Here is a 14,404-nt window from a genome sequence, read left to right on the forward strand (position 1 = left end):
AGGCTTACTCCCAGTCGAGCGCGCCTTTTTTCCACTCGTAGAGAAAACCGACGGTGAGCACCGCCAGAAACACCATTACCGTCCAGAAACCCACAAGGCCGACAGTACCGTTTGCAATTGCCCAAGGGAACAAGAATGCAATTTCGAGGTCGAACAAAATAAACAGAATGGCGACCAGGTAATAACGCACGTCGAATTTCATGCGCGAATCGTCGAAGGCTTCGAAGCCGCACTCGTAGGGCGAGAGCTTTTCGGCGTCGGGCCGATGAGGGCCCAATACCCGCCCCACCGTAAGCAGCGCAAACCCGATAGCCGTTGCTACGATGATGAAAAGCAGAACGGGAAAATATTCTTGCAGGTTCATGCCGTGCATCCAATCGTGATAAGTAAACTTCCGGATTGTATCATTTTGCGCGCGGCATTTTTCGGGTTAACCCTGTTCTGATACAAATCTGCTGCAGCGCACCACCAAAACAAAAGCCACCCCGAAGGGTGGCTTTTTACTGCCTTAAACCGTGTCAGACACGATTAGAAGCGGTGACGGATACCGGCAACAACTTGCGTTGCTTTCAGGTCGTCCTGGAAGTTTACGCCGTTGGCATACGAACCCAAAGCGTAGAAGTTGGTACGCTTGGACAGGTTGTAGGTGTAGCCGATGCTGTAAACGTTTTGCTTGTCGGTACCCCAGTTACGGGCACCTTCGTTGCTAGGATCAGCCATCATCCAGTTGGCCATGATCATGCTGTTCGCACCGATAGGCGCGCTAACGCCCAGCGTGTACGAGTTAACTTTCAGGTCTTGGTTGAAACTGCGCGAACCAAAAGGTGTCAGGCCGGTGTCATATGTATCGACGTAGTCGGCACCGATCAGCGAGCTGTTACCCGAGAACCAGCCATTGCGTGTCTGACCGCCACCAGCGTAGACTTTAGCAACCTCGAAGTCATAGCTGACTGCCAGAGCCCAAGCTTTGGCAGTTACACCGCTCTGATTAGCCAAGCCGTTTTCAGAGTTTTTCAACTGATCGTATGTCAGAGCAGCAGCCAAGGGGCCGTTTGCATAACGAAGACCGGTTGTCCAGGCGCGCTGGTCTTGACGCTGACCTTGAGCGTTGTCAGGCGTGCCCGAACCGTTAGCGTTGAACGAGTAACCCAAACCAAACTGGAAGCCCGAGAACTTGGGGGTCTGATACATAACCATGTTGTCATAGCGCATGCTGCCTGCGGCGCTGAAAGCCGAGCCGATATTGGCTTGACCGAAATCAGTACCAAAGGGGCTAGCTACGCCGGCGAAGTACTTGGAAGCAATGTTTGTCTGGCGACCGAGTTCGATCAAACCCCAAACATCAGACTGCAGACCGACAGTGGCTTGACGACCGAAAAGACGGGTTTCGTTGCCAGACACGTTCTGACTCGACTCACCAGTACCCAGATCGAAACCGCTTTCGAGTTGGAAAACAGCCTTCAGGCCATCACCCAGATCTTCGGAACCCTTCAGACCCCAACGACTACCCGAGTTAACGCCGCTTGCGAAACCGGTGTAGTTCGATTTGAAGCTATTGCCTGCAGCTGTTGTGCCTTTGAATTGCTGGTAGTTGATACCACCGTCAACGATACCGTACAGGGTTACCGAGGTTTCAGCTTGAGCAGCTGTTGCAGCAAAGCCAGCGACCAGCGCGGCTGTGAGCAGACTCTTTTTCATTTGTGATTCTCCGTAGATTTGAGTAAATCGGCGGCAAAGTCTGTGTGCTCTGCCGCCTTGTTTAACTCCGCGGTGGGAAGTTGTAGCTATTGCATCAAAAATCGGCCGACCTTGCTATCGCGAATGACAAAAACACGTTTTATTTCGGGTCACCCGTGGCCATAAAACAACAAACCGACGCAAAAACCACCCAAAAACAAGGGTTAACCCTTAGATGATTTGCCGCAACATTTTTGCAATATTTACCCGACCGGATATTAAAAAGTTTTTATAGATTTTCGGTGCAAATATATCGTTAACCAACTGTTTCATTTATAGTTTTCGATATATAAAAACCAAACCGATCAGTCTGTTTATGACCTGAAATATGTTTGTCACAATGCAGCAAAATCGTCTACAGAACAACGATCTACGGGATATTGCCTATAGGTTTTGGGCAACGCACACCCCACTAAACGTTACATCGTGTTAACCATGTCGCAAATGGGCACAAGCAAACCGTTAAGCGCCGCTTGAAAAGCACTTGTCGGAAAACGCAATTTGATAAACGCGGCGGCACATGCCGGCCGGCCTAACCAAGTACCATCTACTCATCACAAACCAACACCGGCAGTAAGACTAGACCCTCTGGTTAAACCCGCCTCATGTGGTTGTCCCAAGACACGTCGGCGTCGCTTGAAATGGATCTGATATTAATAGAAGGCGACGCCCCACCGACTTGACCGGGACCCGCCAACGACACATGACATAACTGCCCTGCACCACTGCTGATCAAGAACCCGCCGCCTGGTGCCTGCGCAACACCACAACCGTCGAACAAGGGTGTTGCCCCGACCGCGGTCCGCTTCGTAGCGTCCCAGAACATAGCTACCCCACCCACCGGACTAGTCGTTGCAATAAGACGACCGCTTTCATCGCACGCTAATGACCCCACATAGTTGTTCAGGGGTCGCCAATGGCCTGACGCACTACTACCGGGGTTCGCAAAGCTGAGCGCCTGACCGCGCTGGTGATAGCCTACCAATGGTGGCGTGTGCGTCGCCGGGCCGGCATATTGCCCACCAAACCACACCACGCCGTTGCCATCCAGCGCCAGGTGTCGAATTGAAAGTTGCTGCCAGGGCTGCGGCACAAACACCTGCTCGAGCAACTTGCCGGTTTGCAAATCGATATAAGCCAGCGAAGGCTGCATACTGTCTCGATTGAGAATAAGCTTTCCGTAGTCAGGATGCGTCAACAACCCCCCATTGGCAACACAAACCGTTCGGCCATCGGGCATCAAAATCATTTCGTGCGGGCCAATGCCATGCGTTGACCATTCGCCTACGCGTGGCCACTGTCCTTGCCCATTGGGTTGATACAGCCCGATCACACCCCGACCCCCATCGTAGTCATTTTCGGTGGCAGCCAGCACATCGCCATCGGGTGAAAACACCCCATGGCCAAAAAAATGGCGACCAGGCGCCGAAGTGATTTCTGTAGGCGGACTATCGTTATCGTCTAACGTGAAGGGCACGGCAAAATAGCCGGGTTGCCGTCCAAACGCAACGACACGACCACGGTTAGCATCAATCGCAAAGCTGTGGCCCCGATCGGGAATCGGTACTGTCTTGACGGCCTGGCCGCTTGCATCAAATACGGCAATTTCGTGTTGAACGCCGCGCCGTCGCGCAGCCAGATACATGCCGTCGCCCAAAGCACTCTTGGCCCCGCCCAAGTCGGATGGCGGCAGTTCCAGGCCCGAAGCCGGCTCTTGCCCTTGTCCGTACCCTTGCCTTTGACCTTGCGCGACTGCCCCCAACGATACCGTTCGGGCGTACGCCGGTGCCCATACCAGGCTACCGCCCCACAACCCCGCACCCAGCATGCGTTTCAAAAAAAGACGGCGCTCAATCGTACTCATAGTATTCCCTGCTTTAATTACTGACACAATGCGCCCTGATGACCCTGCCCACGTGCCGCCGCTACGAGGCGCGGCGCGCGACGTGTACCCACGTCAATCGCCATCCAGCGCATTAAAGCCCAAGGCAACACCGGCTGCCGGCGCAATGTCTTGCACGAGCAACGCACGCGCGTTGTCGAGGATCAACACGACGGCCTGAAGATCTTCCGGCCCCTGCAAAAGGGTTTCAGCACGCTTCAGCTCAGCCAGAAACTGCTGTCCCGCCCATGCCTGGTCGCCCAGACTCAGCTGACCCACCTGCATAAACTCGCGTACCCCTGCCATGCCAGCCCGCAGGGCTGCAATGGTTTGGTCGCTGCGCCAATAGGGCAGCAACTTTACGTTGTCAGACGTTAGCGCAGGCTTGATCTGAATATCGCTGATAAATTGCAAGCCGGTCGACATCGCCTTGATCCCTTCGGACAACACTTCTTCGGTGCTGCGATACGCCGCCGCAGGCCTGGGCTGCACAAACGCACCGCCGTAGCCGCCTTGCAAAGACCAGGCATGCTCAAGTTGCTTGCCTGTATTGGTCAGATTGTGCGCCACCGCAACGGCGTAATCGCACTGGGCCTGCATTGCCTTGTCGGCTGACGCAGCCGATGCGCCGGCTTGCAACACTCCCCCGTCGCGATACAACACATATTCAAGCGCAGGCAGCCCCTGGACCGCCACGCTTTGCGCAGACAGGTCGGGCGCCTGCCCGGACTTGTACTGCGCGATCACCTTGGGTAGTTGTCGCAAGCTGACGTTGCGCACGTCGGGCCAGAAACTGATGCGTTCATAACGGTTAGCCTCGACCAAGGGCCCAAACCGCAAAAACAGTATCCGCGACCACGCAGTGACCATACTATTGAACGCCTCGGCAAGACGATCGCCGCTCTTGCTGCCAGGGACCTCGCATGCCCCTTTAATTTCTATCGCCAATTGATTGGCCGCCTGAGTAAACCGGGCCAAAGCGGGCTGAATATACGCTTCGGCCCAGCGCTGACCTACCTGGTTATTGTCAACAACATGACTGCGCTGCATGTCTGGTGCCGCATTTATTTCATCGGCCCATGACACTGCGGGCGCAAGCCAGAACGCAGTCCCGGCAACACATGCTGCCATCATCACCCTCAAGCTCGACATCTTTGTGCGCGCATTTGCACACAAAGGGCGCACCATGCGCTCAGACGCAACTTCAGTCGACCAACGCAACCTTAACAACACAGCAAACAAGCGTTTCATCACAAAGACTCCAGGAACCGGATCAGATTGGCACGATCTTCGGGGGACATGGCGACCACTCTGTCGCGCGCGGCCTTCGCCTCTCCGCCATGCCACAAGACAGCTTCGAGCAGTGTGCGTGCGCGACCATCGTGCAGCCACGTTGCATTAGGGTTGACCGTCTTGGTCAAGCCAATACCCCACAGCGGCGGCGTGCGCCACTCACGTTGCAACGTCTCTTTGCCATCCTCGTCAGCCAGGCCTTCTCCCATATCGTGCAGCAACATATCGGTGTAGGGCCAGATCAGCTGAAACTGGTGTTCGGGGCGTGCAGCGTCGCGACGCGTGACATACTTGGGCACGTGGCAGGCGATGCAATTCGCTTCATAAAACAGCTTTTTGCCGGCAAGCACTTTTGGGCCAGATACATCGCGCCGCTGGGGCAATGCCAAATTCGACGAATACACCGTAACGAAATCGATAAGGTTCCCAGGTACCTCGTGATCGCCCTGCTCTTTTTGAACACCATGCGGTAAAGCGCGGCACGGCGCTTGTTGGGCGGTGCAATCGCCATAAGGGTCTTCACGCAACGGCGTCGACAAGCCCATGTCCATAAAAAACGCCTCGGCAGATTGGCGCTTGACGGTAGACTGATCAGCCTTCCAACCGAAGCGACCAAGAACCTTTTGACCGGACGCGGCGTCGATCACCCAGTTAGGCCGACCCGACACTGCATCACGACGAGCTTGCGGCGTATCGATATTCTTAAGGATGTCGTCAGGGTGAATGGCGTCGAGCAAACCCAGACCCAGCATCGGCGGCGCCAAACGCGCCGACAACCTGACGTCAGGGTCGAGGGGACCATAGCCCGGCGTGTCGATGGTGTAGTCGGGGCGTTGCAACACCACGGTCTCACCCCCGGTCAATTCAACACTGACGGGTTCATAGGCAATACGCAGTCGCCCCTCGCCCGAAAGCCCGGTCACGGCAAAAGGCTGCAGCTGTCGCCCGTAAACCGGGTCTGGCGCCCCGGAAGGCAACGCAAAACGAATCAGCAGGGCCATTGCCTCGCTTTTATCTTCAGGGTCGATACCGGGGACGGTACCTCGGCCGTCTTTAACATGGCACGCCTGGCACGAGCGCGCGTTAAACAAAGGCCCCAAACCGTCAGACGCCAGTGTTGAAGCCGGGGAGGACACCCAGTCTTTGCGGAACAAACCATTCCCGACCATGAACTCCTGACGACCTTCGAAACTTAAATTGGCAGCCGGATGAGAAAAAATATCGGCGTTGACACGCTTGTCCACTGTACCCGCACCGCCCTGCATTTGCTCGAACGGTTCGGCTCTGGAAAAGTCGGCGGTCGGTGCCGTAACCGCCAGCACGCGTTGTCGATCGGTTTCTGATAAGTCGGAGCGCGGTATCGGCGCAACGCCTGCGGCGACGGCGTCGTGTACAGATGGCCCTGCAGTCAGGGTTAACAACAGCATCAGGGCGGCGCACCCGCCCATCGTCTTTCGACCAAACACAATAGCGACCTGCTTTGTTGAGGTTTTGCTCAGGCGATACTGAACGAAATCGCGGCCCCGAAGGGCCGCCATAGTCATAATTTATTGAAACACTGCGCCGGGTGCATCGAGGCTGTCAGAACCTTCGATTTGAACCCCACCCAGATCAAGCGCGGTGATTACCCGTTCGATAGTTCGGGTTTGGGCAACCAGCTGATCGACAATGGCCTGAATAACGGCGTTGCCTTCTGCGTTGCCTTGCGCAATCATCTGATCATAGGTCTCGATGTTGCGCGCACGGTCGCGCATGACCTCCATGGCGGCCTGGGTCGATTGCAGTCGAGCACGCATTTCTTCGTCAAGCGCCGGATCGACCGTACGGACCAGATCGCTGACCGAAGGCCCCTCAATGGCACCGCCCTCGGTACGTTCGTAACGCCCCAGGTACACATTCATCATGCCGACCTGGTTGTAATAATGTGCATTGTGCGTGTTGTCGGAGAAGCAATCATGCTCTTCTTCTGAGTCGTGCAAGATCAGCCCCAGCTTGATCCGTTCGCCGGCAAGTTCACCATAAGACAGGCTACCCAGCCCCGTCAGCATGGCAACCAGGCCCGTCTTGGCATCAGCTTGCACGGCTTCCCGTGCCTTGCCACCTGGTTGCCAGTACGACACCATTTCTTTCAGGTCGTCGACCAACATTTGGGTAACAACCTGTAGATACCTGGCCCGCCGATCGCAATTTCCGCCTGTGCAATTGGCCAGATCAAAATCAGTGTAGGGACGGTTACCGGCGTGGCGCGCCTGCGGAGAACCTGTTGCTCCGGCGGGTGCCGGCCCCGTGCCGTTAAGGTCTTGCCCCCACAGCAAAAATTCGACGGCATGGTAGCCGGTGGCCACGTTGGCTTCGTTGCCATCGGCCTCGTGTAAAACGTCGCGCAGCAGTTCGGGCGTAATCTGACTTGCATCAACGGTTTTCCCGCTAATTTTTAGCTGTGGGTTGGCAATGACATTGACAACGTAATAGGCGTTCAGGTCAGAGTCGGTGCCATAAGAAGCATCGACATAATCAATCATGCCTTCATCCAGCGGCCACGCATTAACCCCGCCCTCCCAGGCATCAACAATCGGGTTACCAAACCGAAAGGCTTCGGTTTGCTGGTAAGGCACACGCGCATCGATCCAGGCCTGGCGGGCCGCCTGCAAAGCATCGGGACCCGGCGCTTTTAACAGCTGCGCAACGGCCAATTGCAATTTTTGTGCGCCCGCAAGCGCATCTTCGTAATTAGCCTGTGCAATATCGGCATAATTTTTGACCACAGCCGCCGGCTGCGCTGCGCCAGCAGCAGACGCAGCCACCAGCGCGCATACAGCCAGCAAAGAACCCAATATTTTTTTCATGCTTTCCCTTTGCAAACACACCGCCCGAAGGCGACGACCCAACATAACAATAATGCTATTGTAAACGATTTGCATTTGCAAAAATGCAGCAGGCAACAAAAAACCCGCACGGTTTGCACACATGCGGGTTAACTGTATTTGGTGCCGACGGCGAGACTCGAACTCGCACAGCTCTCGCCACTACCCCCTCAAGATAGCGTGTCTACCAATTCCACCACGTCGGCTGTTTTTACTACTGGTACTGCTGTAAAGCACGCAATTATAGCACGCTTAAATTTTATTTGCTTGGGTAAGGTTAATTGCCGCTGGCCGGTGCTGCCGGCACTTGGCCCGCACCGCCTTGAGGCGCGGCAGGTACTGCCGAACCACCTGCTGCAGGCGCTTGACCAGCCTCGGCGCCCGGCGCTGAAGGTACCTGAGCAGAAGACGCCGCACCCGGCGCTGAAGGTACCTGGGCAGAAGACGCCGCGCCCGGCGCTGAAGGCACTGCCGCAGGCGCAGCACCCGGAACCTGAGGCACGGCCGAACCCGCCGCAGGAGCAGTTTCGGCCTGGTAGCCTTGCATAATACCGGTGTCGAGGATGGAATCGCCCGTGCGATGCGACACATAGGCCAAACCAATGGTAGAGGCAAAGAACACCACTGCGGCCCACTTGGTCGTGCGCGACAGAAAGTTGGCGGCACCTGTAGCACCAAACAGGCTGCCGGCCGAGCCGCCCCCAAACGAAGAGCCCATATCGGCGCCCTTACCTTGTTGCAACAAGACCAGAATAATGATGCTCAGCGATGAAATAACCTGAATCGCGAGAAGAAGGGACGACAACCATTGCATGTGATGACTCCGGGCCTTTAAGCGGCCGCAATACTAAGAAATTCTTCGGCAACAAGCGCTGCGCCACCAACCAGCGCACCGTCGATGTCGGGCATGGCAAACAAACTGGCCGCATTCGCGCCTTTAACGCTACCGCCGTACAGTACTTGCACCTGCGCGACGCCCAGCTCAGACAACGACTGGCGAATAAGCGCGTGTACATCTTGCGCTTGCTGGGGTGTGGCGGTACGGCCCGTGCCAATAGCCCAGACGGGCTCGTAGGCAATGACCATTTTTGCTACGGCTTGCGCGCCAAGGGCCAGCACGGGCGCCAACTGGCTGGCAATAACCTGCGCGGTTTCGCCCGCCTCTTGTTGCTGCAGGGTTTCGCCCACGCACACAACGGGCGTCAAGCCGGCATTGAGTGCAACCTGGGCTTTTTGAGCGACCAGTTCGTTGGTTTCGGCGTGATACGTACGGCGCTCGGAATGGCCAACCAAGACCCAACGACAGGCGAAATCGTTAAGCATGGCTGCAGAAACTTCGCCCGTATAGGCGCCAGAACCGTGAACGCTGACGTCTTGCGCGCCCCACGACACCGCACTGCCCGACAAGGCGGCCTGCGCCTGCGACAAATACGGAAACGGCACGCAAACAGCAACCGCGCACGCACCGGCGCCGGCAACGCTTTCGCGCACGCTACCCAGCAAACGGGCGTTATCGGCAAGGTTGCCGTTCATTTTCCAGTTACCAATTACCAGGCGCTGGCGTTCTTGATTCGTATTCATGGGCCTACAGGCTTAGTCGAGAAAACCCGCTATTGTAGCCTGATTTAACTGCAACCGCATAGATCCAACGCTCAATTTACCGTCAGGACAATCTTGCCAATATGGTCGCCGGACTCCATCAGCGCGTGCGCATCGGAAGCCTGAGCCAGCGGGAACGTGGCGTGTACCACTGGCCTGATCTTTCCGGCGGCCAAAAGCGGCCAGACCTTGTCTCGAAGCGCCTGGGCAATTTGGCCCTTGAAACTGACCGGGCGCGGACGAAGCGTGGACCCGGTAATGGTCAAGCGACGTCGGAGCACCTGGTTGAAGTCAACCGTGCCTTTAGGCCCGCCCAGCAACGCGATAATGACGATACGCCCATCGTCGGCCAGACATTTCAAGTCGCGTTCGATGTAGTCGCCCGCCACCATGTCCAGAATGACGTCCACCCCTTTACCGTCCGTAAGCGCCTTGATGCGCTCGACAAAGTCTTGCGTGCGATAGTTGATGCCGGCGGTCGCCCCCAGGGCCTCAACCGCCTTGACGCGCTCATCGGAACCCACCGTGGTATAAACTGGGTGCCCCAACGCAACCGCCAACTGAATGGCCGTAGTACCGATACCGCTGGCGCCGCCATGCACCAGCAACGCTTCGCCGGGCGACAGTCGGCCACGGTCAAAAACATTGCTCCATACCGTGAAGTAAGTCTCGGGCAAACCCGCCGCCTCGACATCGGTCAGACCCTCGGGAACCGGCAAGCACTGTACCGCTGGGGCAACACAGTATTCGGCATACCCGCCACCCGCCACCAGCGCACAAACACGGTCGCCCATGACGAAACCACCGGCCGCCGGATCCCCGCCGACGATTTCGCCCGCGACCTCAAGCCCAGGCAAATCGGATGCACCCGGCGGTGGCGGGTAGTTTCCGGCGCGCTGAAATACATCGGGGCGGTTGATGCCCGCCGCAGCGACCTTTATTAAAACCTCACCGGGGCCTGGCGCGGGTGTGGGGCGATCGGTCAGGACCAACACTTCAGGCCCGCCCGGGCGAACAATTTCTACAGCTTTCATGGTGCGCGTGTCCTTTTAGTGCGGCTTGACGTGGTGCAACTCGACATAGTGTAGTTTGGCGCCGAAGGCCTATGGCCCTCCAGCCGTCGCAATATTGCCTGAACTGGTGGCCCTTATACCTGCACGACAGGCAAGATGACAATTGAAACGGCATAGGCTAAACTTGCGGGCTTGCGTTGGCAAGTATACGGAAGCGTGGCAGAGCGGTTGAATGCACCGGTCTTGAAAACCGGCAAGGGTTTGCGCCCTTCGTGAGTTCGAATCTCACCGCTTCCGCCAACCCCCAACAAACAAGCGCCTTTTAAGGGCGCTTTTTTGTTTTTTCAAGCACCGAACGCGCTTCTAGAATTAGGCCCATGAAAAGAAACTTTACCAAATACATTGGCTTGGCCTTTTTCGTTGCGGGCGTCTGCATTCTCATTTTCGCGTTGTCGACCGGGCAGATTTTCTTCATCCTCTTCGGAGGCATCTGGACGGCCGTCGGCTTCTATAAGTTTTCGCGCATTCGCAAACTGCAAACCAAGAATTTCGCTTGGTACAAAAACAAATACCCTGGGGCGATCAGCGAGCAGGGAAAAGTATCTTGTTACGCTTGCAGCAACCGAAGCGTACGCATACGCAATTTGTTTCAAGGCACCTTCACTCGCGAACACTTGTGCGGTGAGTGCGGGGCCACCCTCTTCTACTCTGAAGAGGGGTAATCCACCTAAATCGCAATGTAAGTTACAGCGCCAAGCCAAACTTATAGCTCAGCTCATTTACCCTGCTGCAGCCCTGACAGTATCGCCCCCATCAGCAATTCGGGCCCATGCGCATGCCCGCTATGACCATGATCGCCGGCGCTGTGTTCCCAGGCATTCAGCATTCTGGATACCGTGTCGCCCATGGCAACAGACATATTCAAGGCGGCATTTTTTGTGTCTTGCACAAAAATTACCTGCCCTTTCTTGATGGTCTGCAAAACTTTGATGTCGGCCAGCTTTTCGGGGTCAATGGCTGTGGGGTCTTCAGATAAAACAACAAAGTCGGCTTGCTTGCCTGGTGCCAACGAACCTTTTTTGTCTTCTTCAAAGTGCTGATAGGCGGGCCAGATCGTCATGGCCTTAAGCGCCGTCATGACATCAACGCGATGTTGCGGCCCAAGGATGTCTCCGGAACGAGAGCGTCGGGTTACCGTCGCCGACAAGACGCGCATCGAGTCGGGGAACGCAACCGGTGCATCATGATGGGTCGAGAACATCATGCCGCGTTCACGAACCCAACCGGTCGGCGAAATATTATCTGCATGCTCGGGCCCAACGGTACGATCCCGATGCCAGTCGCCCCAGTAAAACGTATGCATAGGGAACAACGAGGGGAAGACGTCAAGCTCGTCGAGCAGCGCAATTTGGTCTTTGCGCATGAACTGACCATGAATTAATACCGCGCGCCGGTCGGCCGCATCGTACTTGCCGCGGGCCGTTTTTATGGCCGCAAGCAACATGTCGGACGCTGCCTCGCCGTTGGCATGAGTGATGATCTGGATATTATTCTTGAAGGCCCAATCGACTGCATCGAAGACCTGATCGGGCGTAGCCGCTGAATAGCCGCGATAGTCGGCACGATAACTTTGCGGCGGCTTGTAGTATGGGCGGTCACGATAGGCCGTAAAACCCTGCGGCGACCCGTCGATCGTCAGCTTTGCCCCGCCTACCCGAAAGCCGTTTACGTAATCCTGGCTAACGTTTTTGGCAATGAAGTCTCGATCTTGCAGCACATCGACGTACGTCACGACTTCGATGGGTATTTTTCCGGCGGCGGCAGAAGCCTGCATGAAAGGCACAATGCCAGACGTTGCGCGCCCCTCTTGCCCGGTAGTGTAGCCATACTGGGCCAGCAAATGCGTCCCCGCGACAAACAAGCCTTGTGCTTGCTCCGCCGTCATCTTTCCGAATTGCTTGGCTAGCGACCCGAAAAACGCGGCTTCTTCGAGCACGCCATTAGGTTGTTGAGACCCCTCTTCGCGACGGATCACACCCCCTTCCGGGTTTTTGGTGTTGCTTGAAATACCTGCAAGCTCAAGGGCTTTGCTGTTTAATACGCCCAAGTGCCCCGACTGATGAATCACGAGCACGGGGATATCTTTGGATACCGCATCGAGGTCTTCGCGCGTGGGGTGACGTTGCTCGGCCAACTGGGCGTCGTCGTAACCAAACCCCAAAATCATACCGGCGCTTTTCACCGTGCCTTCATTTTTTTGCGCCCAGCTTTCAAGCGTGGCTTGCAACTTTTTAATATCGGTCACTTCGCCATCGGGCGGAGACAGCAAATTGGCCGAAACAGCCTGCAAACCGATCATGAATGCATGGCCATGCGCATCGACAAAACCCGGAAGCATCGTTTTGCCTTTCAGGTCGATCATTTTGGTGGTGTCGCCTTTTAACGCGTTGACGTCATCCAGCGAACCCAGGCCCAGGATTTTCCCGTCTTTAACCGCGACGGCCTGCACCTTGGGCTGCGCATCGTTGATGGTCAGGATAGGACCACCAAACCAGATTTGATCGGCAATTTGAGCCGCGAGAGTCTGGCCGCACAGCATCGTGCTGCAGGCCAGTGTTATCGCGCTAAGTGATCGGTTTAATAGCATTAATCTTGTCTCCTGCCGGGTGATGAAACGATGTCATAACCCGAAGGATACAGGACCTTGCAAGATGTAGACCTAGCCGTATTTCAGTTCACCCTGGCGGTCATCACCCAATGACGCGGCAACCGGGCAAACCGGATCGAGCACGTTATCGCCCGCCGCATGGCGGATACGCGTAACCAGACCCATACGATTCATTTGGGCGATCAGCGGCGCAGGGTCGAGCTCTTCGACGTTGACCATACCCCCGACATCCCAGACACCCTCGGCAATAAGAAGCGCCGCAGCTACTGGCGGTACACCTGCGGTATAAGAAATCGCCTGACTGCCTACTTCGTGGTAGCTGGCCTCGTGATCGCAAACGTTGTATATCAAGACTTCGGCAGGTTGACCGTCTTTAGTCCCTTTGACCAGATCGCCGATGCAAGTTTTCCCGGTGTAAGCGGGTGCCAAGGACGCCGGGTCGGGCAATACAGCTTTCACGACCTCAAGCGGCACGACCTCTTGCCCCCGCGCCGTACGAACGGGTTGCTCTGACAGCAACCCCAGGTTCTTGAGCACATTGAACACATTAATGTAATGCTCGCCAAAGCCCATCCAGAACCGGATGTTGGGCACACCCAAGTGCTGAGACATGGAATGCAGCTCGTCGTGACCGGTAAGATATGTTGTGCTCACACCAGTGACGGGCATGTCCCAGTCTTTGCGATGCTCGAACATCTGGTTTGCTTTCCAGGCGTTGTTCTCCCAGGACCACACCGTTGACGTGAACTCGCGGAAATTGGTTTCCGGGTCGAAGTTGGTCGCAAAGTACCGGCCATGGCTACCCGCGTTAATGTCGATAATATCGATCGAATCGACCTGATCGAAATGGTGGTCGATGGCATAACGCGCATAGGCATTGACTACGCCCGGGTCAAACCCGATACCTAAAATGGCCGTCACACCCGCGGCTTTGCATGCTTCGCGGCGCTTCCATTCGTAGTTCGCATACCAGGGCGGTGTTTCGCACACTTTAAGCGGATCTTCATGGATGGCGGTATCCATGTAGGCAGCACCGGTGTCGATGCACGCCTGCAATACCGACATGTTTACAAACGGCGAACCGACGTTAATAACAATTTGGCTATGGGTGGCACGAATCAGAAATTTGGTGGCCTCGACATCAAGGGCATCAAGCGCGTGGGCCTGCAATACGCCTTTTGTTTGCATGCTGCCTTTGGCATGAACAGAATCGATGATGGCATGGCACTTGGCCAACGTACGCGACGCGATATGGATATCGCCCAGCACAGCGTTGTTCTGGGCGCACTTGTGCGCCACAACTTGCGCGACCCCGCCGGCACCAATAATCAGGACATTGCGCTTCATA

At 56.1% G+C, this 14,404-nt stretch carries 12 protein-coding genes and 2 tRNA genes; 1 reads left to right on the plus strand and 13 read right to left on the minus strand.

All coding sequences use genetic code 11. The features are described 5' to 3' along the window. Positions 1-4: 4 nt before the first annotated feature. The 10 genes from GTU67_RS02240 to GTU67_RS02285 form a co-directional block, all read right to left on the minus strand. Positions 5-364 carry an NADH-quinone oxidoreductase subunit A gene (locus GTU67_RS02240; RefSeq protein WP_093969558.1) on the minus strand — a complete coding sequence of 120 codons (360 nt, stop codon included), beginning with the start codon at positions 362-364 and terminating at the stop codon, positions 5-7. Positions 365-528: 164 nt separating this feature from the next. Continuing rightward, the gene (locus GTU67_RS02245) at positions 529-1,698 is read right to left on the minus strand and encodes a porin (RefSeq protein WP_185778547.1); all 1,170 of its coding nucleotides are present in this window, start codon (positions 1,696-1,698) and stop codon (positions 529-531) included. Positions 1,699-2,329: 631 nt separating this feature from the next. Then, positions 2,330-3,601: a DUF1513 domain-containing protein gene (locus GTU67_RS02250; RefSeq protein WP_185778548.1), complete on the minus strand. Its 1,272-nt coding sequence runs from the start codon at positions 3,599-3,601 to the stop codon at positions 2,330-2,332. Between the two features lie 93 nt (positions 3,602-3,694). Then, a complete protein-coding gene (locus GTU67_RS02255; protein ID WP_185778549.1) occupies positions 3,695-4,669 on the minus strand; it encodes an imelysin family protein in 975 nt (324 codons plus the stop codon). 200 nt (positions 4,670-4,869) lie between these two features. Beyond that, complete coding sequence (locus GTU67_RS02260) at positions 4,870-6,339, minus strand: di-heme oxidoreductase family protein (protein ID WP_185778650.1); 1,470 nt, start codon at positions 6,337-6,339, stop codon at positions 4,870-4,872. Positions 6,340-6,459: 120 nt separating this feature from the next. Beyond that, positions 6,460-7,758, minus strand: a complete 1,299-nt coding sequence (locus GTU67_RS02265) for an imelysin family protein (RefSeq protein WP_185778550.1) — start codon at positions 7,756-7,758, stop codon at positions 6,460-6,462. A gap of 139 nt (positions 7,759-7,897) precedes the next feature. Next, positions 7,898-7,982: transfer RNA gene (locus tag GTU67_RS02270), tRNA-Leu, on the minus strand. A gap of 71 nt (positions 7,983-8,053) precedes the next feature. Then, positions 8,054-8,590 carry a preprotein translocase subunit SecG gene (gene secG, locus GTU67_RS02275; RefSeq protein ID WP_185778551.1) on the minus strand — a complete coding sequence of 179 codons (537 nt, stop codon included), beginning with the start codon at positions 8,588-8,590 and terminating at the stop codon, positions 8,054-8,056. A gap of 17 nt (positions 8,591-8,607) precedes the next feature. After that, a complete protein-coding gene (gene tpiA, locus GTU67_RS02280) occupies positions 8,608-9,357 on the minus strand; it encodes a triose-phosphate isomerase (RefSeq protein WP_185778552.1) in 750 nt (249 codons plus the stop codon). A 71-nt stretch (positions 9,358-9,428) separates the two neighbouring features. After that, on the minus strand, positions 9,429-10,409 hold the full coding sequence (locus GTU67_RS02285) for an NAD(P)H-quinone oxidoreductase (RefSeq protein WP_185778553.1): 981 nt from the start codon (positions 10,407-10,409) through the stop codon (positions 9,429-9,431). 189 nt (positions 10,410-10,598) lie between these two features. Between GTU67_RS02285 and GTU67_RS02290 the strand changes: the two genes are divergently transcribed. Continuing rightward, positions 10,599-10,688 (plus strand) — tRNA-Ser (locus tag GTU67_RS02290). Between the two features lie 44 nt (positions 10,689-10,732). Here GTU67_RS02290 and GTU67_RS02295 read toward each other — a convergent pair. From GTU67_RS02295 to GTU67_RS02305, 3 genes are all read right to left on the minus strand, one after another. Then, positions 10,733-11,041 carry a hypothetical protein gene (locus GTU67_RS02295; protein ID WP_185778554.1) on the minus strand — a complete coding sequence of 103 codons (309 nt, stop codon included), beginning with the start codon at positions 11,039-11,041 and terminating at the stop codon, positions 10,733-10,735. Between the two features lie 122 nt (positions 11,042-11,163). Beyond that, positions 11,164-13,035: an amidohydrolase gene (locus tag GTU67_RS02300; RefSeq protein ID WP_185778555.1), complete on the minus strand. Its 1,872-nt coding sequence runs from the start codon at positions 13,033-13,035 to the stop codon at positions 11,164-11,166. Positions 13,036-13,107: 72 nt separating this feature from the next. Then, positions 13,108-14,403: a saccharopine dehydrogenase family protein gene (locus tag GTU67_RS02305; RefSeq protein WP_185778556.1), complete on the minus strand. Its 1,296-nt coding sequence runs from the start codon at positions 14,401-14,403 to the stop codon at positions 13,108-13,110. Position 14,404: the final 1 nt, after the last annotated feature.

This window comes from Pusillimonas minor, assembly GCF_014237865.1.
In the GTDB taxonomy this organism is placed as follows: Bacteria; Pseudomonadota; Gammaproteobacteria; order Burkholderiales; family Burkholderiaceae_B; genus Neopusillimonas; species Neopusillimonas minor.